The sequence below is a fragment of the Cellulomonas persica genome (assembly GCF_007989825.1).
Lineage (GTDB): Bacteria > Actinomycetota > Actinomycetes > Actinomycetales > Cellulomonadaceae > Cellulomonas > Cellulomonas persica.
In genome coordinates this window covers 171,113-195,536 of record NZ_BJUA01000003.1, presented here as the reverse complement: position 1 = coordinate 195,536, position 24,424 = coordinate 171,113, and the positions used below count along the sequence as shown (strand labels likewise).

19 protein-coding genes are annotated in these 24,424 nt (G+C 73.6%); 12 read left to right on the top strand and 7 right to left on the bottom strand.

Features of this window, described 5'->3' with window-relative positions; genetic code table 11:
* The first annotated feature begins 74 nt into the window (after positions 1-74).
* A complete protein-coding gene (locus CPE01_RS04380) occupies positions 75-1,310 on the top strand; it encodes an LCP family glycopolymer transferase (RefSeq protein WP_246783735.1) in 1,236 nt (411 codons plus the stop codon).
* Between the two features lie 91 nt (positions 1,311-1,401).
* Here the strand turns inward: CPE01_RS04380 and CPE01_RS04375 are convergent, their stop codons facing one another.
* Complete coding sequence (locus CPE01_RS04375) at positions 1,402-1,596, bottom strand: hypothetical protein (RefSeq protein ID WP_146805415.1); 195 nt, start codon at positions 1,594-1,596, stop codon at positions 1,402-1,404.
* A 199-nt stretch (positions 1,597-1,795) separates the two neighbouring features.
* On the opposite strand from CPE01_RS04375, the gene CPE01_RS04370 reads away from it, so the two are divergent.
* Positions 1,796-2,788: an LCP family protein gene (locus CPE01_RS04370; protein WP_146805414.1), complete on the top strand. Its 993-nt coding sequence runs from the start codon at positions 1,796-1,798 to the stop codon at positions 2,786-2,788.
* A gap of 85 nt (positions 2,789-2,873) precedes the next feature.
* Here the strand turns inward: CPE01_RS04370 and CPE01_RS04365 are convergent, their stop codons facing one another.
* Both CPE01_RS04365 and CPE01_RS04360 read right to left on the bottom strand, forming a co-directional pair.
* On the bottom strand, positions 2,874-3,446 hold the full coding sequence (locus CPE01_RS04365; RefSeq protein WP_146805413.1) for a hypothetical protein: 573 nt from the start codon (positions 3,444-3,446) through the stop codon (positions 2,874-2,876).
* Positions 3,443-5,623, bottom strand: coding sequence for a glycosyltransferase (locus tag CPE01_RS04360; RefSeq protein WP_146805412.1), 2,181 nt, complete (start codon positions 5,621-5,623; stop codon positions 3,443-3,445). Before CPE01_RS04360 ends, CPE01_RS04365 begins: the two co-directional genes overlap by 4 nt.
* 144 nt (positions 5,624-5,767) lie before the next feature.
* On the opposite strand from CPE01_RS04360, the gene CPE01_RS04355 reads away from it, so the two are divergent.
* The 3 genes from CPE01_RS04355 to CPE01_RS04350 are packed head-to-tail and all read left to right on the top strand — an operon-like array spanning position 5,768 to position 9,191.
* Positions 5,768-6,550, top strand: coding sequence for a hypothetical protein (locus CPE01_RS04355; RefSeq protein ID WP_146805411.1), 783 nt, complete (start codon positions 5,768-5,770; stop codon positions 6,548-6,550).
* Positions 6,550-6,705 carry a hypothetical protein gene (locus CPE01_RS16345; protein WP_186811405.1) on the top strand — a complete coding sequence of 52 codons (156 nt, stop codon included), beginning with the start codon at positions 6,550-6,552 and terminating at the stop codon, positions 6,703-6,705. Before CPE01_RS04355 ends, CPE01_RS16345 begins: the two co-directional genes overlap by 1 nt.
* Complete coding sequence (locus CPE01_RS04350) at positions 6,702-9,191, top strand: glycosyltransferase (protein WP_146805410.1); 2,490 nt, start codon at positions 6,702-6,704, stop codon at positions 9,189-9,191. Before CPE01_RS16345 ends, CPE01_RS04350 begins: the two co-directional genes overlap by 4 nt.
* Here the strand turns inward: CPE01_RS04350 and CPE01_RS04345 are convergent.
* A complete protein-coding gene (locus CPE01_RS04345) occupies positions 9,179-9,604 on the bottom strand; it encodes a hypothetical protein (protein ID WP_146805409.1) in 426 nt (141 codons plus the stop codon). The genes CPE01_RS04350 and CPE01_RS04345 overlap by 13 nt on opposite strands.
* 128 nt (positions 9,605-9,732) lie before the next feature.
* On the opposite strand from CPE01_RS04345, the gene CPE01_RS04340 reads away from it, so the two are divergent.
* Together CPE01_RS04340 and CPE01_RS04335 are read left to right on the top strand one after the other, a co-directional pair.
* Positions 9,733-11,862, top strand: coding sequence for an acyltransferase family protein (locus CPE01_RS04340; RefSeq protein WP_146805408.1), 2,130 nt, complete (start codon positions 9,733-9,735; stop codon positions 11,860-11,862).
* Between the two features lie 51 nt (positions 11,863-11,913).
* Positions 11,914-14,340, top strand: coding sequence for a glycosyltransferase (locus CPE01_RS04335; RefSeq protein WP_146805407.1), 2,427 nt, complete (start codon positions 11,914-11,916; stop codon positions 14,338-14,340).
* Positions 14,341-14,412: 72 nt separating this feature from the next.
* Here CPE01_RS04335 and CPE01_RS04330 read toward each other — a convergent pair whose 3' ends face one another.
* Positions 14,413-15,588 carry a class I SAM-dependent methyltransferase gene (locus CPE01_RS04330; RefSeq protein ID WP_146805406.1) on the bottom strand — a complete coding sequence of 392 codons (1,176 nt, stop codon included), beginning with the start codon at positions 15,586-15,588 and terminating at the stop codon, positions 14,413-14,415.
* A gap of 10 nt (positions 15,589-15,598) precedes the next feature.
* Positions 15,599-17,389 (bottom strand): SGNH hydrolase domain-containing protein, encoded by a 1,791-nt coding sequence (locus tag CPE01_RS04325; protein WP_146805405.1) that lies wholly within the window; start codon positions 17,387-17,389, stop codon positions 15,599-15,601.
* 180 nt (positions 17,390-17,569) lie between these two features.
* On the opposite strand from CPE01_RS04325, the gene CPE01_RS04320 reads away from it, so the two are divergent.
* From CPE01_RS04320 to CPE01_RS04300, 5 genes are read left to right on the top strand one after another with little or no spacing between them, the layout of a single operon-like run.
* Positions 17,570-18,829 (top strand): nucleotide sugar dehydrogenase, encoded by a 1,260-nt coding sequence (locus CPE01_RS04320; protein ID WP_146805404.1) that lies wholly within the window; start codon positions 17,570-17,572, stop codon positions 18,827-18,829.
* Complete coding sequence (locus CPE01_RS04315; protein ID WP_146805403.1) at positions 18,826-19,722, top strand: ABC transporter permease; 897 nt, start codon at positions 18,826-18,828, stop codon at positions 19,720-19,722. Before CPE01_RS04320 ends, CPE01_RS04315 begins: the two co-directional genes overlap by 4 nt.
* Positions 19,709-20,542 (top strand): ABC transporter ATP-binding protein, encoded by an 834-nt coding sequence (locus CPE01_RS04310; RefSeq protein WP_146805402.1) that lies wholly within the window; start codon positions 19,709-19,711, stop codon positions 20,540-20,542. Before CPE01_RS04315 ends, CPE01_RS04310 begins: the two co-directional genes overlap by 14 nt.
* On the top strand, positions 20,539-21,669 hold the full coding sequence (locus CPE01_RS04305) for a glycosyltransferase (RefSeq protein ID WP_246783734.1): 1,131 nt from the start codon (positions 20,539-20,541) through the stop codon (positions 21,667-21,669). Before CPE01_RS04310 ends, CPE01_RS04305 begins: the two co-directional genes overlap by 4 nt.
* On the top strand, positions 21,666-23,786 hold the full coding sequence (locus tag CPE01_RS04300) for an acyltransferase family protein (protein WP_146805401.1): 2,121 nt from the start codon (positions 21,666-21,668) through the stop codon (positions 23,784-23,786). The genes CPE01_RS04305 and CPE01_RS04300 overlap by 4 nt, the downstream gene beginning before the upstream one ends.
* 86 nt (positions 23,787-23,872) lie before the next feature.
* On the opposite strand, the gene purE is transcribed toward CPE01_RS04300, so the two are convergent.
* Positions 23,873-24,412, bottom strand: a complete 540-nt coding sequence (gene purE / locus CPE01_RS04295) for a 5-(carboxyamino)imidazole ribonucleotide mutase (RefSeq protein WP_146805400.1) — start codon at positions 24,410-24,412, stop codon at positions 23,873-23,875.
* Between the last annotated feature and the right edge of the window lie 12 nt (positions 24,413-24,424).

Here is a 24,424-nt window from a genome sequence, read left to right as displayed (position 1 = left end):
TCTGCACAACTTCTCCACCGCGCGCCTGCGTTGGCTCCCTCGCTCGTCCGACCGCCGTCCCTAGGATCGACGCCGTGCCTGTCCGCCACATGTCTGCCGAGCGCCCTGCGAACGCCCGTCACGCGCGCAACCACCGCCGCGGTCGGATCCTGCAGAGCGTCGCCCTGGTGACGGTCGCGCTCCTCGCCTTCGGCGGGACCGCGGCCTACTCGGTGTACCTCAAGCTCAACGGCAACATCGACTACGTCGACGTCTCGGGCCTGCTCGGGCCCCGGCCGACGGTCACGCCCCAGGCGGGCGAGGACCCCAACGCCGGGAAGGCCGTCAACATCCTGCTGCTCGGCTCCGACTCTCGGGAGGGCGAGAACGGCGCGATCGGCGGCCGGGTCGCAGGCGGCATGCGCTCCGACACCTCGATCGTCATGCACATCTCCGCGGACCGTTCGCGCGTCGAGATGGTCTCGATCCCCCGCGACTCGCTCGTCGCGATCCCCTCGTGCCGCACGACGAACGGCGACACGAGCGCGAGCAGCCGCGCGATGTTCAACGAGGCGTTCGCACGGGGCTGGGACAAGGGGCTCGACCTCGCGTCGGCCGCCGCCTGCACGTGGCGCACCGTCGAGGCCACGACGGGCGTCACGATCCACGACTTCGTCCTCGTCGACTTCGCGGGCTTCCAGACGATGGTCGACGCGATCGGCGGCGTCGACATGTGCATCCCGACCGACATGGACGACAAGAAGGCGCGCCTGCACATCGAGGCCGGCAACCGGCACCTCGACGGCAAGACCGCGCTCGCGTACGCCCGGTCGCGGCACAGCCAGGCGGGCGACGGCTCCGACATCGCACGCATCGGCAACCAGCAGCGTCTGCTCGCCGCGATGGCCTCGCAGACGCTCTCGAAGAACGTCCTGACGGACTGGACCGATCTGCTCGGGCTGCTCAACGCCGCGACCAAGTCGGTCACGACCTCGATGTCGACCTCGGACCTCGCCGGGCTCGCCTACAGCGCCCGCGGCATCCGGACTGGCAACATCACGTTCATGACGATCCCGTGGGGGGCGGCACCCGACAACAAGAACCGGGTGGTCTGGACGTCCGAGGCCGACATCATCTGGTCGAACATGGCCAACGACGTCCCGATGCTCACCGGCACCAAGGACGACCGCGCGAACCAGCCGACGAAGGAGCCCACCAAGGCCCCGTCGAGCACGGCGAGCGCCAACCCGACCAAGGAGCCGACCGCCAAGGCCACGCGCAAGGCGGGCCGTGAGTCCTTCACGCTCGACGACGACACGGGCAAGTGCTGAGCATGCGTCGCGACGAGCCCGGCACGCCGCCGAGCTTCGCGCCCGGCGGTGGCGCCTCCCGGCCCACCGCACGTGACGCGGTCGCCGTGGGTCACGACGACGCCCGTACGCCGGGCCGTCCGGCTCGTCCGACGAGCGCGCGCACGCCCGACTCCGCAGCCGAGGCGCGCACGCAGCGCTCGTCGGCACCTGCCGCGCCGCGCCGCGCGTCGTCGCCCTCGTCGCGCCAGCCCGCTCGCACGGGCGGGACCCCGCCGTCGTTCTCGCCGGGCAGCGCGCAGGGCACGAGCGGTGCGCAGGGCACGGGTGGCGCACAGAGCGCTGCGCGCACGGGCCGGAGCACCGCCGGACGCCCCGCAGACGCCCGGCCGGCGGGTCGGACCGCGAGCGGCCACGCGACCGGACGTGCCGCGGGCGCTCCCCCGTCGCGTCCCGCCTCGGCTCGCGGCGGTCAGCGGTCGGGCCCGCAGGGGCCTGGTCAACAGGTGCCGGGCCAGCAGGGTCCCGGCCGGCAGGGTCCGGGGCAGGCTCCGCCGCGGCGCAAGCGCCGCCGCCGCCTCGTGCTCGCCGTCGTCGCGCTCGTGCTGGTGCTCATGCTCGCCTGGCCGATCGGTCTGGTGATGTGGGCGAACGGCAAGATCGAGCACGTCGACGCGCTGTCCGGCGCGACCGGGACGCCCGGCACCACGTACCTCATCACCGGCTCCGACTCGCGCGCGGACGGCGGCGTCAAGGACGACGGCACCGCGGGTCAGCGCAGCGACACGATCCTGCTGCTGCACGTACCGAGCAGCGGCCCGACGGCCCTCATCTCGCTGCCGCGCGACACGTACGTCGAGATCCCCGGGAAGGGTCCCGGCAAGATCAACGCGGCCTACGCGTACGGCGGCGCTCCCCTGCTGGTCGAGACGGTCGAAAAGCTGTCGGGCCTGACGGTCGACCACTACGCCGAGATCGGCATGGCGGGCGTCAAGCAGGTCGTCGACGCCGTCGGGGGCGTGCGCCTGTGCTACGACCGCGACGTCGACGACAAGGACTCCAAGCTGAAGTGGAAAGCCGGCTGCCACACCGCGGACGGCACCAAGGCGCTGCAGTTCGCGCGCATGCGCAAGTCCGACCCGCTGGGTGACATCGGCCGCGCCGAGCGGCAGCGCCAGCTCGTCAAGGCCGTCCTGGCGGACGTCGAGCCGCGCGAGCTCGTGCTGCACCCGAGCCGTCAGGTCGACCTGATCGACGCCGCGACCGGCACGCTCACGGTCGACGAGTCGGCCGACATCATCGATCTGGGGCGGCTCGCGCTGGCGTTCCGCGCCGCGAACAGCGACGCCGGGATCACGGGCACGCCGCCGATCGCGAGCATGGACTACCGGCCGGGCGGCGTCGGCTCGACGGTCCTGCTCGACCCGGGCGCGGCGCCCGAGTTCTTCCGGCAGATCCGCGACGGCGAGCTGAAGCCCGGCAAGGTCGGCGGCGTCTAGGCGCTCGGCGCCCGGCCCCCGGTGGGCCGACGGGTCAGGCTCGTCCGGCCTGCCGGGGTCGACGCTGCCGGGGTCGGCGGTCGGGCTAGAGCTCGAGCTGGCCGAGCAGGCGCAGCTCGTCGGGGCGGACCCCGTCGCGCAGCGCCGCCACGGACACCGGCACCACCGAGCGCACGCCGTACGCGTGCACGATCGACTGCGTCCGGTCGGCCAGGTAGTCGCCGTAGGAGTCCTGCGGGTTCACGCACGCGTACATCGCCCGCGGCATGACGGTCTCGACCGCGTACGAGCGCGAGCGGAAGGGCCCGAGCTGCCCCGAGTCGACCAGGAACAGCGGCCGGAACCGACCCGTGGTGAGCTGCACGCGCTCGATCGCGTCCGCCACCACCTCGGTGTCCCCCGGCTCGAGGCCGAGCGCGACGACGAGCACGATGGGCCAGCGCCGACCCTGGTGCGGCAGCAGCATGTGCCCGCCGCGGATGTCGACGCGCGGCTTGCCGTGCAGGTGCCGCGAGCCACCCGCCTCGACGCCGAGGAGCACCTTGCCGGCGTCCTTGACGCGAGGTGCGCGGCGGCCGACCGCGACGACGACCCGGCGCGCGGCGGGGAACGCGAGCACCCGGCGGGCAGCGCGCTGCACGCGGCGACCGGCGCTCATCGGTGCACCCCGATCAGACGCTCGACATGCTGCATGGCCTCGCCTGCGCCGTTGGCCGGATACGCCTCGAGCGCGCGCGCCGAGGCCGCGGCGGCCCACGCGGGGTCGGTCACGCGGCGCAGCGCGTCGGCGGCCGACTGCGCGGTCACCTCGGCGACCGCCACGGCCCAGCCCTGGGCGTCGGCGTACGCGGCGCGCGCGCCCTGGTCGTCGGTGGTCGTCGCGAGGTTCGGCACGACGACGGACGGAACACCGGCCATGAGCACCTCGTGGAAGCTGTTGTAGCCCGCCGCGACGACGGCCGCGTCGAACGCCCGCAGGTAGCGCGCGAGCGGGTACACGGACAGCGGCGTGACGTGCTCGCGCAGGGGCCCGCCGCGCCGCTGGATCGGCGGCTTGGTCGCGTACGTGACCCAGCCGCCGGGCAGCGCCGCGGCCGCGTCGGCGAACAGGTCGAGGTCGGACGCGATGTCGTTGATGTTGCCGGCCCCCAGGCTCAGCAGGAGCGCCGGGGCGTCGGGGTCCATGCCGAGCTCGGCGCGTGCGGTCGCGCGGTCGAGCAGGTCGGCGGTGTCCAGGAGCGTGATCGGGCCCACGTGCGTGCTGTCCCCGCGGCCGACCAGCGGTCCGCGGTCGGCGGCTGCGGCGACCTCGCCAGGCTCGAGCACGAGGTCGAAGATCGCGCCGCGCGACAGGAACTTCGTCGTCGTCCCTTCCCGCCACATCCCGCGGCGCGACCAGACGAAGGCGATGTCGGGGAACTTCGCGCGCGTGGAGACCATGCCCACGTACGGCATGGTCCCGTCGAACACGACCGCACGCGGACGGTAGCGGCGCAGCACCTCGGCGAACCGCACGGGGAACAGCTCGTTCCACTCCTCGACCGAGCAGCCGAGGTCCCCGCGCGACGGGCAGTACTCCCACGGGTGCCCGTACTGCTCGACCACGCCGACGGCCTGCGAGAGCGAGAAGAACATCGGCTCGATGCGCTCGTCGGCCCGGTTCGCCATCGCGAGCAGCCGCGTCAGGTGCCCCATGCCCGCGCCGTTGCTGCTGACGAACATGACGCGCTCACGGCCGGCCGGACGCTGCCGGGACGGGACGGTGCGCGGCTCGTCGGACGGCGGGCCGATGAGCGCGGCCAGGCGCGCGGCGTGCGACTCGTGACCGTGCGTCGCGCGCACGAACTGCTGACCGATCGCGGACTGCGCGAGGTAGGCGTCGCGGTCGCCGGACAGCCGGGTCACGATCTCGCGCACGCCCGCGGGCGTCGTGTAGAGCGCGGCGTCGCCGAACACGGACCGGAAGTGCTCCGGCAGGATCGCGACCGCGCCGCTCGCGAGCGCCTCCATGATCGTGCGCCCGTACGCCTCGACGAGGTCGCTGCGGTGGAAGTAGACGAAGAAGTCGAGCCCGGCGACGAAGTCGCGCGGGTCGCGCGCGCCGAACTCCTCGACGGTCCACGAGGCCGGCACGTGGCCCACGACGTCGGCGACCGCGTCGGCCCCGCCGAGCACCCGTACGCGGACGGAGCCGTCGTCGGGGTAGGCCGCGAGCAGGTCCGCGGCGCGCTCGGGCCACTTGGCCGCCGACGAGCGCGAGTGGCGGCCGATCACGGGGATCGCACCGGGCGCGACGCCCGTGCGCGGCACGGCCCACTCGTCCACGTCGAGCAGGTTGAGCCAGTCGGTGCCGGCGAGCTCGATCTGGTCGCGCACGGACTCGAGCCCGGGCCGGACCGCCGGACCGATCGGGTACCAGGTGGGGCGCACGCCGAGCCAGTCGGTGACGGCCTGGTCGGTCACGGCCACGTCGTAGTGCTGGACGCGCGCCGCGTCCACGCGGACGTGGTTGGCGAGCATGATCGCGCGGTCGGCCGTCACGGGCAGGTTCGCGGGCACGGCGTCGAACACGGTCGCGTTGCGCAGCACGGCGAGCGTCGCGTGCACGGGCGTCCCGGCGACGACGAGGTCGGCGAGACCGTCGTCGAGGCAGCGCCGCAGCCGGGGCTCGATGCCGAGGCCGCGGTTGGCGAGGCTGCTCGGCACGTGCAGCAGCGCGGTGCGGTAGCCGGCGGCGGCCTGCGCGCGCAGCTCCTCGGCCATGCTCGCCGTGGTGCCGCCGGGAAGACGCAGGTCCGACGCCAGCAGGACGTCGTAGTGCTGGGCTGGGCTCACGACGTCCTCTCGTCAGGGTGAGGCGCCGACGCGGCGTCCTCGAAGATGCCCGCTGATTGTACGGTGGGCTGGCCTGGGCTGATTTGCCGCCCGCGCGACGCAGTGCGGACAATCGCTGCGCACCCGACCCGAGGAGGACCTCCCGTGACGCTGCCGACCGGCGACGACGCCGTGCGCACGCCCGCGAAGCGCGCCACCGACGCAGCCGGGCCGGTCGAGCTCTCGACGACGGGCGCGACGATCACGGGCGACCTGTACCTGCGCACGCCGCCGACCCCGCACGCGGGCGGCAAGAGCACGCGCTCGAGCCGGCTCGTCCTCGAGTCGTACACGCGCTCCAACACGGCGAACAACCGCTCGGGCGACGTCATGGAGCTGCGGTGGCGCCACCCCGCGGCGAAGGCGTTCATCGGGTGGTGGGACTACACCGATCCCGACAACCCCGTCATGAAGGCGTGGATGGGCGCGCACGACGAGGCGAACGACGGCGGTCGTCCGCACCGCCACTTCTCGATCGAGGTGGCGAACGCCGCCGGTCTGATGAAGACGCGCCTGGCGATCCCGTACGGCGAGGACCACACCAACATCACCACGTCGAACGCCGACTTCACGGTGCACCGCGCGACGCTGCGCCTGTCCCGGACGCGGCTCGAGTTCGCGGTCGACCGCCCCGGCGCGCCCGCCGACCAGCGCTGGTCCGTCGAGATGTCGCCGGCCCCGTCGAACGACCTGGTGGTCTCGGCGCACGAGGACGAGACCGGCGAGCAGCGGCGCGTGCTGCGGATCAGCCGTCGCACCGGCGAGGTCCGGTTCGACGGCGACGCACGCTTCTCGGCGGGCCGGGGCCCGATCCTCAAGGACAAGGTGGCCGACCACCTGTACCGGCTCTCGGTCGTCCGCGGCAAGCTCAAGCTGGAGAAGATCTAGTGGACGTCGACGCGAACGTCGTCATCACGCACCTGACGAACAAGCTCGCGCAGCAGGAGGTCGAGCTCGCGATGCTGCGCGCCGCGCTCGACGAGGCGCTCGACCGCGCGCAGGCCGCCGAGGCGCGACTGGCGGAGCAGGGGCCGCACGAGTGACCGACCCGACCTCCCGACCCGCCCAGCGGCCCGACGAGGACGTCTACCCCCGCGACTTCACGCTGCTGGACTCGCTCGAGCAGATCGCACCGAGCTCACGCGCGGTCGAGGCGCACGCGCTGCGCACCCGGTCGCGCTCGATGCGTGCCGTGCTCGCGCACCGCGCGACGCGCGGGCAGATGCGCTACGAGGACCTCGTGCGCCGCCTGCGCACCGCACCCGCCGCGCTGCCGGACGACCTCAGCCCCGGGGGCCTCGTCGCGCTCGCGCGCGTGCTCGCGCTGCAGACGGGCGAGCCGTACGACATGGAGTCCGCGCGGCTGCTGTTCGCCCAGGTGCCCTCGAACCGGCTCAAGCCCGCCGACCGCCTGTTCTACGCGCGTCTGCTCGAGACGCTCGGAGACGCCGCGGCCGCCGCCGAGCAGCTCGCGCAGATCCCGCCGAGCACGCCGGGCCGCCAGTACCTCGAGCTCGACCTCGCGAACCCGTTCACGGGCGGCCCGTACGCGGACGCCGCCGCGTGGGACGCCGGCTGGGAGGCGCTGTTCACGCGCTACGGCCTCGAGGTGCCGCGCGTCGGTCCAGGCGACGACGACCCGCTCGACCGCCTCGTCGTCGACGCGCCGCCGCCCGTCACCGACGGGCCCCTGGTCACCATCACGGTCACGACGTGGCACCCCGGCCCCAAGCTGCTCGGCGCCCTGCGCTCGCTCGCGGAGCAGTCGTGGCGCAACCTGGAGATCCTCGTCGTCGACGACTGCTCGGGTCCCGAGTACGAGGACGTGCTCGTGCAGGCCGAGGCGCTCGACCCCCGGATCCGCGTGCTGCGCCAGCCCGTCAACGGCGGCACGTACCTCGCGCGGAACGCGGCTCTCGCCGTCGCCAACGGCGAGTTCGTCACCGGCAACGACGACGACGACTGGTCGCACCCGCGGCGCATCGAGCACCAGGTGCGGGCGTTCCTCGACGACCCGACGGTCACGGCGACGCGCGTGCTCGCGTACATGGTCACCGCCGACCTCGAGATCGACCGGATCGGGCAGCCCGTCTCCGGGCGGCACGCCGCGACGTACATGGCCCGGCGCGACACGCTGCGCCGCTGCGACGGCTTCGTGCACGCCCGCAAGGGCGCCGACACCGAACTCATGCGCCGCGTCGAGGCGTTCACGGGCCAGCCCGTGCGCGACATCAACGTGCCCCTGGCGCTCTACCGGCTCGACGTCGCCTCGCTCTCGCGCGGCGAGTTCGGTCCCGGCTGGCACCACCCGGCCCGCGCCGCGTTCTGGGCGTCGGCCGGGCGCGCGCACCAGGTCATGGTGCGCGACGGCCTCGACCCCGCGGAGGCGGGCCGTTCGGTCGTCGTGCCGCGCCGCTACGAGCCCGTCAAGGTGCGCCCCGACCGGTACGACGTCGCGGTCGCCGCGGACTGGCGCACGAGCGACTCGGCACGCCACCCGGTGCTCGACGAGGTCGACGCGCTGCGGGGCGCGGGCCTGCGCGTCGGGCTCGTGCACCTGCCCGACAACCGCTACCCGGTGCGGCGACGCCTCGAGATGCACCCGTCCGTGCAGGACATGATCAACGCACGCACGGTCGACCGTCTGCTCCTCGACGAGGACGACGTCGAGATCGGCACGCTCGTCGTGGCCGAGGCCGGGCTGCTCGAGCTGCCGCCCGCCGAGACCTCGCTCATGGACGTGCACCGCGTGCTCGTGCTCGTCGACCAGGAGCCCACGGACCCCGCGCACGGCGTGGCCGCGTACTCGGTGCGCGACTGCACGCGCAACGCGGAGCGTATCTTCGGCCGAACGCCCTTGTGGGTGCCGCGCGACGAGCTCGTGCGCGCGTCGCTCGTGGCCGAGGCGTGGGTCGGCCTCGAGCTCGCCGAGCACGACGTGCCGATGCTCGCCGACCCTGAGCGGTTCGCCGTGCCGCGCACGCTGCCGCGCTCGTCGACCCCGGTCGTCGGGCAGCGCGCCGACGACCGCCGGGACTGGCCGCCCCAGGCCGACGAGGTGCGCCGCCTCTACCCCGTCGACGGCTCGCTCGACGTGCGGCTGATCGGCTCCCCCAAGCGCGTGCGCGCGATGCTGGGCCGCCGGTCGGTGCCGCCCGGGTGGCTCGTCTACGTGCGCGACGAGGTCACGCCGCGGGAGTACCTCGGCCAGCTCGAGTTCTACGTCGACCAGTCCGGCCCGCTCACGCGCATGCGCACGACGCATGCCGCGGCGCTCGCGTCGGGCGCCGTGCTCGTCGTGCCCGAGGTCTACCGCCCGGTCTACGGCGGCGCCGCGGTGTACGCGGACGCGCTCGAGGTCACGGACGTCGTGCGACGCCTGCACGCCGACCCCGCCGAGTGGCTCGCGCAGTCGCGCCGCGGTCAGCGCTTCGCGGCCGAGCGGTTCACCGTCGCGCGGTTCGTCGACACCCTGCGCCCGCTGCTCGACTCGAGCGTGGTCGCGGGGACCGGCGCTCAGCCGTCCTGACGGCTCGCGGCGCGCAGCTCGGCGACCTCACGGCGCAGCTCGGCGCGCTCGTCGGCCGACCGCAGCCGCTCCGACTCGAGCGCGGCGACCACGCGGCGCTCGATCGCCTCGAGGCGCAGCACGAGGTTGTTGCCCTGCCGCTCCTCGCCGTCACCCTCGAGACTCGTGTCGTCGAGGAACGCGCTCAGGCGACCCGCGATCACGTTCTGCCGCTCCGCCGACAGCCGCAGCATGTGCTGGGAGTCACGTGTGCGGAGCCACACGTCGACCGCGACGGCCGCCACGAGCGTGACCAGCAGCGCGACCAGCGCCAGCGCCGCCTTCTGCTCCCCCGCGAGGGCGAGCACCGCGGCGACGACCCCGAGCACCCCCGCCGCCGCGACGGGAAGCAGGGCCTTGACTCGTGCGCGCACCGTACAGTTCCTCTCGTCCGTGGGACGCGGCCCGCCTGAGGTCCGGCCGCCCGCGTCGAGGCTACCCGCCCGCAGGGGCACTCCCTCCCGCCCCGTAGAATGCCGCGGTCACCCGAACGAGGAGTTGCATGGCCGCCACGTCGACCGCCCACGTCGAACCGCTGACCCCGCAGGGTCCCGAGGCGGCGTCGGGCAAGCACCGTTCGACCGCGTTCCGGCCCGACATCGAGGGCCTTCGCGCGGTGGCGATCGGCCTCGTGCTCATCTACCACGCGGGTGTCGACTGGGTCCCCGGCGGGTTCGTCGGCGTCGACGTGTTCTTCGTGATCTCGGGGTTCCTCATCACGTCGCTGCTCGTGCGGGAGATCGAGCGCACCGGACGGGTCGCGCTCGCGCAGTTCTACGCGCGCCGCGCGCGCCGCCTGCTGCCGGCCGCGGCCCTGGTCCTGGTGGCCGCGGCGCTCATGACCTGGTGGCTGCTGCCGATCACGCAACGCCGCGTGTTCGGCCTGGACATCGTCTCGGCCGCGTTCTACGTCGTGAACTGGCGCCTCGCGGACCGGTCCGTGGACTACCTCGCCGAGGACGTGGCCGCCTCCCCCGTGCAGCACTTCTGGTCGCTCGCGGTCGAGGAGCAGTTCTACATCGTCTGGCCGCTGCTCATCATCGTCGGCCTGCTCGTCGCGCGCCGGTTCTCCACGCCGCTGCGCCCGACCCTCGGCGTCGCGCTCGCGCTCGTCGTCGTGCCGACGTTCGCCTGGTCGGTGCACCAGACCGCGGCGTCCCCCTCGACCGCGTTCTTCGTGACGAGCACGCGCCTGTGGGAGCTCGGCATCGGCGCCGCCGTGGCGGTCGGCGCGCTGTGGTGGAAGCGGCTGCCGCGCGCCTTCGCGATCGTCCTCGGCGTCCTGGGCGCGCTCGGACTGGCGTACTCGGGCTTCGTCATCGACGCGCAGGACCCGTGGCCCGGCTCGCTCGCGATGGTCCCCGTGCTCGCCACCGCCGCCGTCATCATCGCGGGCGTGTCCGCCGCCGACACCGGCGTGAACCGCCTGCTGGCCTGGCGACCGTTCGTGTGGGTCGGCGGGATCTCGTACTCCTTGTACCTGTGGCACTGGCTGTTCATCGTGGGCGGCACCGCGCACTACGGCGAGCTCGGCGCCAAGCGCGGACTGCTGCTCACCGCGCTCGCGTTCATCCCCGCCTGGCTGTCGCACAAGCTCGTCGAGAACCCCGTGCGCTTCTCGCCGCGGCTCGCGCGCTCCAACGGCCTGTCGTTGTCCCTGGGCGGCAACCTCTCGCTCGCCGCGGCGATCGCCGGCCTCGTGCTGTGCCTGCCGCTCGTCACGGCACGGCCCACCCCGGTCGCGGCCGACCCGACCAAGCCGTTCGGCGCGGCGGCGATCGCCGCCGACGAGCAGGGCGCCGCGAACCTGTGGAAGCTGGACACGGCCGACTCGATCACGCCCGCGCCCGAGCAGGCGACGGCCGACGTCCCCGACGCGTACGACCGGGGCTGCCAGGTGTCGCAGGACTCGAGCGAGCCCGTCGAGTGCGTGTACGGCGACGAGAACGGCGACGTGACCGTCGCGCTCGTCGGCGACTCCAAGGCCCTGCAGTGGATCACCGCGCTCGACGAGATCGGCAAGGAGCGTGGCTGGCGCGTCATCACGCACACCAAGTCGACGTGCGCGTTCACCGCGGCCGACGTCCTGCGGGACGGCAAGCCCTACGACACGTGCAACGAGTGGAACGACGCGGTCACCGCTCTCCTGCTCGAGCAGAAGCCCGCGCTCGTCATCACCTCCCAGAACGCGGCACGCGCCGCTGCGGCCGGCTCGGGCAGCAGCGCGGGCACGTCGGAGGCGATGGTCGCCGGGCTCGAGGAGCGCTGGGGCGAGCTGAGCGACGCCGGGATCACGGTCGCCGCGATCGCCAACAACGCCGCACCCGACGACGAGGTGTACGAGTGCGTGGCCCAGCACCCCGACGCGCTGTCGACGTGCGCGTTCGAGGCGACGTACCCGACCCGTGAGGTGCAGAGCGCGGCGGCGAGGGCGACCGGCGCCGTGGTCCTCGACCTGTCCGAGCTGATCTGCCCGGGTGGGAAATGCCCCGCGGTCATCGGAGACGTGCTTGTCTACCGACAGGGCTCGCACCTGACCCGGACCTACGTCTCGACGCTGACCGAGCCCCTGCACGCGCAGCTGGTCAGCGCACTGGCGGCGACGCCCGCCGCTCCCCTGATGGAGGACTGAGTGTCGATCTCGAGCACGCAAGCGCCGCCGGAGTCGGACCGTCGACCGCTCGTGGCCCTGCAGCCGCCGGCGCAAAGGCTCCTGCACGACTACGCCGACGTGGTCTCGCGGCGGTCCTCCTCGGCGCTCGAGAACACCGCGCTGCGCTCGCGCTCGTACGGCGCACGCGAGCTGCTCGCCTACCTCGCCACCGGCGGCACCGCTCGCCTCGACGAGGTCGTCGCGCGCCCGTCGCTCGCCACCGACCACCGGTGGCTCGCGTCGCTCGGGCGCGTCGTCGCGCTGCAGAACCTCATGCCCGACGACCAGGCCGTCGGCATCGAGCTGCTCCGCGAGGCAGTCCCCGGGCTCCCCGAGCGCGACGCCCGGCCGTACCGCAAGCTGCTCGCCGAGCTGCTGTTCGCACGCGAGGACTACGTCGGCGCGCGCGAGGTGATCCAGCACAGCAAGTTCCTCAAGGAGACGGGCTACAACTACCTCCGCATGGACCTCGCCAACCCCCAGACGGCGAGCCCGTTCGCCGACGAGGAGGAGTGGGTCCACCGGTTCCGGCGCCGGTTCGAGCGCGCGGAGCTCATCAAGCCCGTGCTGCGCACCGACGTCACGGGGTTCGAACGGCTCGCCGCGCCCGACGACCTGCCGGCGGTCGACGGACCGCTCGTGAGCGTCGTCATGACCACGTTCAAGCCGGAGCTGCCGTACGTGGTGCACGCCGCGACCTCGGTGCTGCGCCAGACGTGGACCAACGTCGAGCTGATCGTCGTCGACGACGCCTCCCCCGCCGAGTACGGCGACGTGCTCGACGCGCTGGCCGCGCTCGACCCGCGGGTGCGCGTGCTGCGCATGCCGACGAACGGCGGCACGTACCTCGCGCGCAACGCGGCGCTCGAGGCCGCGCGCGGCGTCTTCGTCGCGAACCAGGACGACGACGACTGGTCCCACCCCGAGCGCATCGAGCGCCAGGTGCGACCGCTCCTCGAGGATCCGTCGATCCCCTCCAGCATCGGCTGGTGCATGCGCACCGACGAGCGGCTCGTCGCCCAGCGCCCGGGCTACGCGCACGTGTTCGCGAACGTGTCGTCGCTGCTGTTCCGACGCGACCTCGCTCTGGCCGTCGGAGGGTTCATCCCGACGCGCCGCGCCTCCGACACCGAGCTCATGATGCGGCTCGACCGGTACGCCGAGCAGCCGCACGTCGAGATCCGCCTCCCGCTGTCGGTCATGCGCGTGCGCGCGGGGTCGTTGTCGAGCCCCGACTTCGCACCCGGCTGGAACCATCCCGCCCGCGTGGCCTACAAGGACGCCTACCGGCACTGGCACGCCAACACCCAGCCGAAGAACCTCGTGATCGGCTCGACGCCCACGCAGGCCCAGGCGCCCGTCCCCGTGCCCGTGCGGTTCCAAGTCACGCCCGCCGCTCCGCGCCGGTTCGACGTCGTGCTCGCGGGCGACTGGCGGTTCCTCGGTGGCCCCCAGCGCTCGATGCTCGAGGAGGTCGCCGCGCTGCGCGCCGCGGGCCGGACCGTCGGCATCCTGCACCTCGACGCGCTGCGCTTCATGAGCACCGACGACCGGCTGCTGTGCGAGCCCATCCGCGCGCTCATCCACGCGGGCGAGGTCACGCGCGTGCTCGAGGACGACGAGGACGTCGTGGAGCTGCTCGCGCTGCGTTACCCGCCGCTGCTGCAGTTCCCGCCCGCGCACCCGTCGAAGCTGCAGGTCGAGCGGCTCGTCGTCGTCGCCAACCAGGCGCCGAGCGAGCGCGACGGCAGCGACCTGCGCTACGTGGTGCAGGACGTCTCGGCGCACGCCGAGGCCGTGTTCGGCCGTCGCGCGCTGTGGGTCCCGCAGGGTCCGACCGCGCGCGCCGCGATCGAGGACGACGTCGCGCCGGGCGAGCTCGCGGACTACGACTTCCCCGGCATCATCGACGTGGACGAGTGGCGGTCCGAGCGCACCTCGTTCCGCTCGGACCGGCCGGTGATCGGCCGCCACTCGCGCGACAACGCGATGAAGTGGCCCGCCGACCGCGAGACGCTGCTCGCGGCGTACCCGGCCGACGGCTCGGTCGAGGTCCGCGCGATGGGCGGCCGCAAGGCGCCGAGCGAGGTCCTGGGCGCACCGACCCCGCCGACGTGGCTCGTGTTCGACGCCGACGAGATGCCGGTGCGGACCTTCCTGAACTCGCTCGACTTCTTCGTCTACCACCAGCACCCGGAGGCGTACGACGCGTTCGGGCGTGCCGTCCTCGAGGCGCTCGCGACGGGTCTCGTCGCGATCCTGCCCCGCGAGATGGAGGCGACGTTCGGCGACGCGGCGCTGTACGCGACCCCGGCCGAGACCAGCGAGCTGGTCGAGCGCTACTACGCCGACCCCGAGCTGTACCGCGCGCAGTCCGAGCTGGCCGTGCGGCGGGTCGAGGAGCGGTTCAGCCGCGCGAGCTACGCCAAGCAGGTCGCCACGATCCTGGCGTCCTGAGGCGCGTCCCGGACCGAGGCACGTCCCGGCCGCGCAGCACCCGGTCGCGGGCGCGACCGGGACGGCCGGGTGCTACCGGCGCGGCCGCAGCACCGCGAGGCGCGACACGCCGGCGTCGACCTGCTCGAGGTCGAACTCGCGGCACCACTCGTCGACGATCTCCTGCTCGTCGGGGCGGTTGGCGTCATCGAGCAGCACGACCGCGTCCGGGCTCAGTCGCGAGATGAAGTACGGCAGCGCGAAGGACCGGTTCTTCTGACCCGTGTGCCCCGGAGGGCCGTCGACGAGCAGCAGGTCGATGCCCTCGAGATCCTCGAGGACAGCGGTGTCGTACCAGGACGCGCCGTCGGGCCGCTCGGTGAGCTCCGCGAGCCGGACGTCCACGACGTCGTCGAGGCCGTGCCGGGAGACGGACTCGCCGGTGAGCCCCGCGAACGTGGGGTCGTGGTCGACGCTGACGACGCGCCCCTGCCGCTCCCGCTGCTCGTAGCCGAGCCAGATGGTCGAGGTGCCGCCGCCGAGCTCGACGACGAGCCGCGGCGCGCGGGCGCGGACGATGTCCAGGAGGTGCCCGATCGAGCGGGCGTCCATCGCCCACCGGCCGCTCGGCGGCAGCAGGGCGTTGCGGTCGACACCGGGGACGATCTGGAGCAGAGCCTCGACCTGGCGCGTCTCGTCGCGCGCGACGGTCGTCAGCGCGTCGACCGTGCGCTTGGTCTCGCTCTGGACCAGCTCGCCCTGCTGCGCGAAGGCGGCGGTGAGCTCACGGTGCCGCTCGGCGGCCTGCAGGCGCTCGGCCTCGAACGAGCCGATGACGCGCCGCTCCATCTGCTCGACCTGGCCATCGGGCCCGAGGACCCGCTGCACGGGCTCGCTGACGGCGTCGACCAGCGACGCGCTGACCGCGGCGAGCTGCTCGCCGAGGGCGGCGACCTGCCGCTCGAGGTCGGCCGTCACCGTGCGCGACGAGGTACCGGGCGACGAGGTGCCGGGCGCTGCGGCTCCGCGCGCTCGGGCCAGCGCCCCGACCTGCCGCGACAGCTCGCGGTCGCGCTCGGCCGCGCGGCGGAACAGCACCGTGGACTCGCCCGCACGTCGGCGCAGGTCGAGGAGCAGCACCACCCCGACACCCGCGAGCACGACCAGGACGGCGTCGACCAGCCGGCCCCATCCCGCCAGGGCGCCCAGGAGCCCCGCCACCACGACGAGCCCGACGCCCGCCACCATCACCAGCAGTCGTCGTTGCACGACGGCCACCTTACCGGTGCGCCGAGGCGGCCTCGACGAGCGGTGTGAGCCGTTCGTCGAGGAAGGGCGTGGTCGACAGCGCGTACGTCGCGGTGAGGTGGTGGGCGTCCCGCCAGACCAGCACGTTGCCGATCACGGGTGCGCACCGGTCGGCCGGGCAGACCACGTCGGTGAGGTCGACGAGCGCCGCGTCGGCGACGCGGGCGACCGCCGCGTCCTGCCATGCCCGCGCGGACTTCGCCACCGCGCGGTCGCGCGGCACGGCGCACGCCGACAGGTGCTCGGGGTTCTCCCGCACGCATGCGCGCATGTCCTCGTCGAGCCACGGGGTGTCGACGATCGGGAGCACGCGGGTCCCGGTCTGCGCGACCGCGCTCCACGTGCGGACCATGCCGTCGACGATCGCCGCCTCGTCGCGCAGCGGGCCGTCGTCGGTCGCCAGCGCGTACCGCCCCGTCGAGACCGGGATCAGCACGGTGGGCGGGTCGGCGCGCAGCGCGTCGACGACGTTGCGGGACCACGCGGTGCACGACTCGTAGGCGCCGTCCTGGGCGCCGTTCCACACGCTGACGTCGGCGAACAGGCACGCGGACTTGGTGTACGTGCGCAAGAGCCAGCCCCGCTCCTGGGCGACCGCGCGCAACGCGGGCTGCCACTGGGCCGCGTGCGAGTCCCCGACGAGCGCGATCACCGTGCTCGAGCCGGCCGCGCCGTAGGTACACGAGAGCGCCTCGTCGTCCGCCTGGTTCTGGTGGCACCCCTCGACGTACGGGTCGGCCGCGTCGTGCGTCGCGCTCGCGACGGGCGGCGTGAGCCACGGCACCTCGTCGACGACCCGGCCCGCGTCCGACGCGCTCGGGTCCGGGCGCAGCACACCGGCCCCGAGCAGGTCCGACGGGCCCGCCACGACGCCGGCAGCAGCGAGCCGGGCACCGAGGACGTCGCTCAGGGTGCGTGCGTAGCTCGCCGTGAGCCGCCCGTCCGGCCGGTACCGCAGCACGCCGTCGGCCACGGCCGGGCACCACCCCTCCGAGCACATCCGGTCGGTGAGGTCGACGACCGGCACGAGCTCGCGCCGCGCCGCGGCGGCCAGCGCCCCCTGGACCTGCGGCGCGTCGAACCCGCAGTCGTCGAGGTCGCGCGGTCGCTGCGCGACGCACGCCGGCAGGTCCTGCGACGGCACGCCGAGCTCGCGCACCGCCACGACGTCCTTGCCGGCCTTCTGCAGCGCGCGGACCGTCTGCCGCAGCTCACGCACCAGCACGGCGCGGTCCGGCTCGTCGCAGCCCGCGCCGGTGCACGCCGTCGTCCCGGCCGAGCCGACGAGCAGCACGTGGCTGATGCCGGGGTCGTGCGTGAGCCGTCGCAGCCGCGCGTCGTACGGCCGACCGCAGTCGACGCGGTCGCCGCCCGCGGTGGTGACCGCGGCGTCGACGAGCTGGCAGCCGTCGCGCAGGTCGGTCGTCAGGCGCCAGCCGTTCTCCTCCGCGAGCACCGCCAGCGCGGGCAGCAGCGCCTCGGCCGCCGCGTCCCCGACGACGGCCAGGGAGGGCTGCGCGTCGGGCGCCCCGAGCTCGCACGCGACCGGGGTGGCCGCCCGCGCACCGGTCAGGCACCGCCGGCCGTCGACCTGCGGAACGTCCTGCGCGGCCTGCGTGGGGACCGGCGAGACGGGGACCGCCGGGTCGTGGCGCGCCGCGACCAGGAGCCACACGACGACGGTCGCGAGCAGGACCGCGACGCCGATCACCGCGGCCTTCCCGCTGCGTCCGCGCAGCAGCCGCCGGCTCACGTCCTGCATCGCCTCGTTCGTCCTTCGTCCGTCGTGTGCAGGCGAGCCATCGCGCCCTGACAACCGCACCAGGGTAGTTCGCCCACGGGTGCGCCTGGTCCCGGACAGGGCTCAGGTAGCATTCTTCGACGGTGCCGGGCCACGCGCGCGGCCGCCCCGACTCTCACTCCGATGGGAAGACTCCTCACCATGCCTGCAGATCTCGTCATCGTCGGACTGGGCTACGTCGGACTGCCGCTCGCACAGGAGGCGAGCCGCGCGGGTCTGTCGGTGACCGGGTTCGACGTGAACCAGGCCGTGGTCGACGGGCTCAACTCCGGCGTCTCCCACGTGGACGACCTGTCGGACGCCGACGTCGCCGCGATGCGGGCCGCGGGCTTCCGGGCGACGACCGACGAGACCGAGCTGGCGGGCGCGCAGACGATCGTGATCTGCGTCCCGACCCCCCTGTCGGAGGACGGCGGTCCGGACCTCGGCCCCGTGCGCTCCGCGACCGCGACGGTCGCGCGCAACCTGCAGCCGGGCACACTCGTCGTGCTCGAGTCCACGACGTACCCGGGCACGACCGAGGAGCTCGTCAAGCCCGCGCTGGAGGCCGGCGGCCTCGAGGTCGGCAAGGACATCCACCTGGCGTTCTCCCCCGAGCGCGTCGACCCGGGCAACCCGGTGTACGGCATCAAGAACACGCCGAAGGTCGTGGGCGGCTGCACGCCGCTGTGCACCGAGCGCGCGGTGACGTTCTACGGCAAGTTCATCGACACGGTCGTGCCGGCGTCGGGCACGCGTGAGGCCGAGACCGCCAAGCTGCTCGAGAACACGTTCCGGCACATCAACATCGCGCTCGTCAACGAGATGGCGCGGTTCTGCCACGAGCTCGGCATCGACCTGTGGGACGTCATCCGCCTGGCGAAGACGAAGCCGTTCGGCTTCCAGGCGTTCTACCCGGGTCCGGGCGTCGGCGGGCACTGCATCCCGATCGACCCGAACTACCTGAGCTACAACGTGCGCAGCCGCCTCGGCTACCCGTTCCGGTTCGTCGAGCTCGCGCAGGAGATCAACGCGACGATGCCGCGCTACGTCGCGAGCCGCGCGCAGAACATCCTCAACGACGACGGCCTGGCCACGAAGGGCGCGCGCATCCTGCTCCTCGGCGTGACCTACAAGCCGGACATCGCCGACCAGCGTGAGTCGCCCGCGGTCGACCTGGCCAAGTCGCTCGCCGAGCTCGGTGCCGAGGTGCGGTTCCACGACCCGTACGTGACGAACTGGGGCGTGCACGGCACGACGATGCCGCGTGAGGAGGACCTCGAGAAGGCGGTCGCCGAGGCCGACCTCGTCGTGCTGGTGCAGAACCACAAGGTCTACGACGTCGACGCGCTCGTCGGTGGTGCGAAGCGGTTCTTCGACACCCGCGGCGTGGTGAGCCCCGAGAAGGCACATCGTCTGTGACCGGACGCCGGTGGCCCGCCCTCGAGGTCGACCCGCCGTGGTCAGCCTCGCAGGTGGCGGAGCTCGCCCACGAGTACGGCCTCGAGCGGGTGGACACCCCTCCGGGACTCGTCCGTTACCTGCGTCAGCTGTGGGAGCGGCGTGCGTTCGTCATCGAGCTGGCGACCGCGCGTGCCTACGAGCGCAACCAGAACAATGTGCTCGGCCAGTTGTGGGCCGCGCTCAACCCGCTGCTGCTGGCCGGCTCGTACTTCCTCATCTTCGGGCTGCTGCTGGACACGTCGCGCGGCGTCGACAACTACCCCGCGTTCCTCTCGGTCGGCATCTTCATCTTCTCGTTCATCGCGGCGAGCGCGACGACCGGGGCGAAGTCGATCACCAGCAACCTGTCGCTCGTGCGCAGCGTGCGCTTCCCGCGCGCCGCGCTGCCGGTCTCGGTCGCGCTCGCCGAGTTCCTGCTGCTGCTGCCCGCGATCGGCGTGCTGCTCGTGCTGCTGCCGATCGTCGGCGAGCCGCCGCGCTGGGAGTGGCTGCTGCTGCCGGGCGCGATGGCGCTGCTCTTCGGCTTCTGCGCGGGACTGTCCATGATCTGCGCGCGGCTCGTGCTCGACGTGCGCGACGCGACGAACCTCATCCCCGTCGCGGTGCGCCTGCTGCGCTACGTCTCGGGCGTGTTCTTCTCGATCGCCGCGTACGCGGGGCACGGCGCGCTGAGCCTCGTCATGCAGTACCAGCCCGTCGCGCTGTTCCTGCAGCTCGTGCGCTCGTGCCTGTTGTCGGAGGTGCCGCAGGACCCGCTGCTGTGGCTGTGGGGCGCGGTCTGGGCCGTCGGCTTCCTCGTCGTCGGCGCGGTCGTGTTCTGGCGCGCGGAGGGCCGCTATGGCCGCGACTGACGTGACCGGCACCGGTGTCCCGGTCCCGCCCGGGCGTGTGCCGTCCATCGTCGTGCGCGACCTGCGCGTGACGTACAAGGCGTACGGCGGCAAGCGCAACGCGCTCGGCGACGAGGCCGAGGGCCGGCTCGGCCGCGCGCTCGACCGCGTGACGCGGCACGTGGGCACCGTCACCGAGGTCCCCGCGGTGCGCGGGGTCAGCTTCGTGGCGTACGAGGGTGAGTCGATCGGCGTGATCGGCCGCAACGGCTCGGGCAAGAGCACGCTGCTGCGCGCGATCGCGGGGCTCATCCCCACCGCCGGCGGCGAGGTGTGGGCAGGCGGCGACATCGCGCTCATGGGTGTCAACGCGGCGCTGTCGAGCGCGTTGTCCGGGGAGCGCAACATCATGCTCGGCGGCCTGGCCAAGGGCCTGAGCCGTAAGCAGGTCAACGAGCTGCACGACTGGATCGTCGACTTCGCGGGCATCGGCGACTTCGTCCACCTGCCCATGCGCACCTACTCGTCGGGCATGGCCGCGCGCCTGCGGTTCGCCATCTCGGCGTCCACCGCACCCGACATCCTCATCATCGACGAGGCCCTGTCGACCGGTGACGTCGAGTTCCGTGCCAAGAGCGCGGCGCGCGTCGAGGAGATCCGGCAGCAGGCTGGCACCGTGTTCCTCGTGAGCCACTCGACGGCGACCGTGCGCAAGATGTGCGACCGCGCGATCTGGATCGACCGCGGCCTGCTGCGCATGGACGGCCCCACCGACGAGGTCTGCGACAGCTACGAGCGCGTCATGCGGGCCATCCGTCGCAAGAAGCGGCTGCGGGGGTGAGCGCGGTGCGAGTCCTCGTGGTGACGATCGTGCACGACCCGCGCGACTCCCGGATCTTCGCGCGCCAGATCGCGGCGATGCTCGACGCGGGGTGGCACGTCACGTACGCCGCGCCGTTCTCCGCGACCGGCGCCCCGGTCCCCGAGCTCCCGCGCCTGCGGGCGCTCGACCTGCCCCGCGCGTACGGGCGTCGGCGTGCCGCCGCGTGGCGTGCCGCGCGGCGGCTCGTGCACGCCGAGTCGCCGCGGCACGACCTCGTGCTCCTGCACGACCCGGAGCTCGTGCTCGCGACCGCGTCGCGCAGCACGCCGGCGGTCGTCTGGGACGTGCACGAGGACACCGCGGGTGCGATCGAGCACAAGGGCTGGCTGCCGCGCAGCGCGCGCGGGGTCGCGTCCGCGGCCGCGCGCTGGCTCGAGCGCTGGTCCGAGCGGCACTTCGACCTCATCCTGGCCGAGCACGCCTACCAGGACCGCTTCTCGCAGGCGCACACGGTCGTGCCCAACACGGTCCGCGTCCCCGCCGACGTGAGCCCGAGCGGCGGCTCCACCGTGCTGTACGTCGGCTCGATCACCCGCGTCCGTGGCGGCCTCGACCTCATCGAGGTCGGCCGTCAGCTGCGCAGGCGCACCGACGGCGCCGTCACGTTGCGGCTCATCGGTCCCGCCGACGAGCCGACGACGACCGCGCTGCGGGCCGCCGTCGAGGCGGGCGACGTGCGCTGGGACGGGCGGCAGTCCTCCGAGGTCGCGATGAAGGCGCTCGACGGGGCGCTCGCGGGGCTGAGTCTGCTGCACGACACCGCGAACTACCGCGCGAGCCTGCCGACCAAGGTCGTCGAGTACATGGCGCACGGCGTGCCGGTCGTGACCACTCCCCTGCCCCTCGCGCAGGCGCTCGTCGAGCGCGCCGAGTGCGGCTTCGTCGTGCCGTTCGCGACGCCGTCGGTCGCGGTCGACGCGGTCCTGCGGCTGCTCGAGGACCCGGACCTGCGCGAGCGCATGGCGCAGTCCGGGCGGGCCACCGCGGTCGCCGAGTTCGACTGGTCGGTGCAGAGCGCGGCCTTCCTGGCCGAGCTCGAGCGGGTCGTCGCCAAGCACCGGACGCGACGAAGCACCACGCCGTGACCTCGGCGACGATGACCGTCCCGCGCGAGCGGGACCGTCCGTCGGGTTCGAGCACCACCGGCTCAGCCCCGCCGGGTTTCCGGCGTGACATCCAGGGGCTGCGCGCGGTGGCCGTCGCGCTCGTCCTGCTCTACCACGCGGGCGTCCCCGGCCTGCCGGGCGGATACGTCGGCGTCGACGTCTTCTTCGTCATCTCCGGCTTCCTCATCACGGGACTGATCGTCCGCGAGATCGAGCGCACCGGACGCCTGTCGCTCACGCGGTTCTACGCGCGCCGCGCCCGCCGCCTGCTGCCCGCGACCGCGCTCGTGTTCGTCGCCGTGGCGGCCGTCACGGCCGCGGTCCTGCCCGTCTCGCAGTGGCGCGACGTGGCCTCAGACATGGTCGCGTCCGCGCTGTACGTCGTGAACTGGCGGTTCGCGGACCTGTCCGTGGACTACCTGGCCGCCGACACCGCCACCAGCCCGCTGCAGCACTTCTGGTCGCTCGCGGTCGAGGAGCAGTTCTACGTCGTCTGGCCGCTGCTGATCGTGGGCCTGCTCTGGTGGGCGCGGCGGCGCTCCGGTCCGTTGTCGCGCGGCCGGCTCGCGCTCGGTCTGCTCGTCATCGCCGTGCCGTCACTGGCCTGGTCGGTGCACCTCACCTCGGCCGACCCGGGACGGGCGTACTTCGTGACGACGACGCGGCTGTGGGAGCTCACCGTGGGCGCGCTGCTCGCGGTCGGGCTGACCCGGGTCGGACGGCTCCCGCTCGTCGTGCGCACCGCGCTGGGCTGGGCCGGCATCGCCGCGATCGCCGCCGCGGCGGCGCTGTTCGACGTCAGCACGCCGTTCCCCGGCCTCGCTGCGCTGCTGCCCGTCCTGGGCGCTGCGGCCGTCATCGCCGCGGGGACGGGAGACGGCCGCGGCCGGCTCGCGCCGCTCGAGCTCGCACCGATGCAGGACGTCGGCGCGCTGTCGTACTCGCTCTACCTGTGGCACTGGCCCGTGCTCATCGGAGCGCAGGCGTTCTGGGGCACGCCCGGTGAGCCGCTGCGGGTGCCCACCGCGCTGCTCGCGATCGGGTTCTCGGTCGTGCCGGCCTGGCTCGCGTACCGGGTGGTCGAGCAGCCGTTCCACACGTCGACGCTGCTCGCCGCGCCGCGACGCGCGCTTGCCGCGGGGCTGGTCTGCATCCTCGTCGGCCTGGTCGCGGCCGGCGCGCTCGTCCTCGCGGCGGACCGCCGTCTGGCGACCGAGCAGGCCGCGGCGCAGACCCTCGGCCAGACGCACCCCGGCGGGCGCGTGCTCGGTCTCGACGAGCCGCCCGCCGACTGGGCTCCCGACGACCGCAGCCCCACCGGCTACCTCCCGACCCCGAGCCTGATCGGCGACGACGTCGGCGCGCTCGCCGGTGAGAAGTGCATCGGTCCGGTGCGTGCCGAGGACGTCGAGCTGTGCGACTACGGCGACCCGACCGGCCCGACGATCGCGGTCGTGGGCGACTCGAAGATGCACCAGTGGCTCGACGCGCTCCAGCAGATCGCCGACCGTCGTGGCTGGCACCTCGTCACGATGCTGCAGTCGGCGTGCCCGTTCGCCCACGTGACGGTGGTCGACCGCGAGGACGCGCCGAACGACGCGTGCCGCCGCGTGAACGACGTCCGGATCGACGCCGTCCTCGCGGACGACGCGATCGACCACGTCCTGCTGTCGCAGGCGAGCCAGGTCGCGTGCGCCTCCCCGGACTCGTGCGCCCGGCAGAGCCGCAAGGTCATGCGCGGCGCGCTCGAGGACGTCCTGCGGGACCTGACGGACGCGGGGCGTCGTCCGGTGGTCGTCGCCGACAACCGCAAGCCCGACACCGACATGATCGCGTGCGTCGCGTCGCACGAGGACGACGTCTCCGCGTGCGAGTTCCGGCTGGCCGTCGAGAAGCGCCCGACGCTGATCCAGGCCGCCGAGCGCACCGGGACGCCGGTCGCCGACATGCAGCCGTGGATCACGCCGGGCAACCACGGCTGGCCGGTCATCGGCGGCGTGACGGTGTACCGGCAGGGCTCGCACATCACCGCGACGTACGCCCGGTCGCTCACCGACGTGCTCGAGCAGCAGCTCGTCGCCGCGGGGCTCCCCTGACCCGACCGCTGCCCTGACCCGACGCTGCCCGATTTCGGCTGCGCCGACCCGCGGGACGGATCGCGCCGGTCAGACGCCCGGCGTGGTCAGGCCTGGAAACCCGTGGCGGGACGGCCCGACGTCAGCCCGCGCAGGCGCTCGCCCTTCGCGTCGGCCTGCGCGCGCAGGTCGTCGCTGAACGCCGCGAGCCGCTGGGCCAGGCGCGCGGACTCGTCGTCCGTGCCCGAGGCGAGGATGCGCGCGGCCAGCAGCCCGGCGTTGCGCGCGCCGCCCACGGACACGGTCGCGACGGGGATGCCCGCGGGCATCTGCACGATCGACAGCAGCGAGTCCATGCCATCGAGGTACCGCAGCGGCACGGGCACGCCCACGACGGGCAGCGTCGTCACCGACGCGAGCATGCCCGGCAGGTGCGCGGCGCCGCCGGCACCCGCGACGATCACGCGCAGCCCGCGCGAGGCCGCCTGCCGCCCGTACGCGATCATCTTGTCGGGCTGCCGGTGCGCCGAGACGACGTCGACCTCGACCGGGACGCCGAGCTCCGCGAGCACCTGCGCGGCGGCCTCCATGACCGGCCAGTCGGAGTCCGAGCCCATCACGATGCCCACCTGGGCGGCTGCGGTCATCGAAGTCTCCTT

Bases quoted from the DNA above. Each gene is read 5' to 3' on its own strand.
- CPE01_RS04365 (WP_146805413.1), bottom strand. From the start codon at position 3,446: ATGAGCGCCGGTCGCCGCGTGCAGCGCGCTGCCCGCCGGGTGCTCGCG.
- CPE01_RS04340 (WP_146805408.1), top strand. From the start codon at position 9,733: ATGGCCGCCACGTCGACCGCCCACGTCGAACCGCTGACCCCGCAGGGT.
- CPE01_RS04325 (WP_146805405.1), bottom strand. From the start codon at position 17,389: ATGCAGGACGTGAGCCGGCGGCTGCTGCGCGGACGCAGCGGGAAGGCC.
- CPE01_RS04320 (WP_146805404.1), top strand. From the start codon at position 17,570: ATGCCTGCAGATCTCGTCATCGTCGGACTGGGCTACGTCGGACTGCCG.
- CPE01_RS04310 (WP_146805402.1), top strand. From the start codon at position 19,709: ATGGCCGCGACTGACGTGACCGGCACCGGTGTCCCGGTCCCGCCCGGG.
- purE (WP_146805400.1), bottom strand. From the start codon at position 24,412: ATGACCGCAGCCGCCCAGGTGGGCATCGTGATGGGCTCGGACTCCGAC.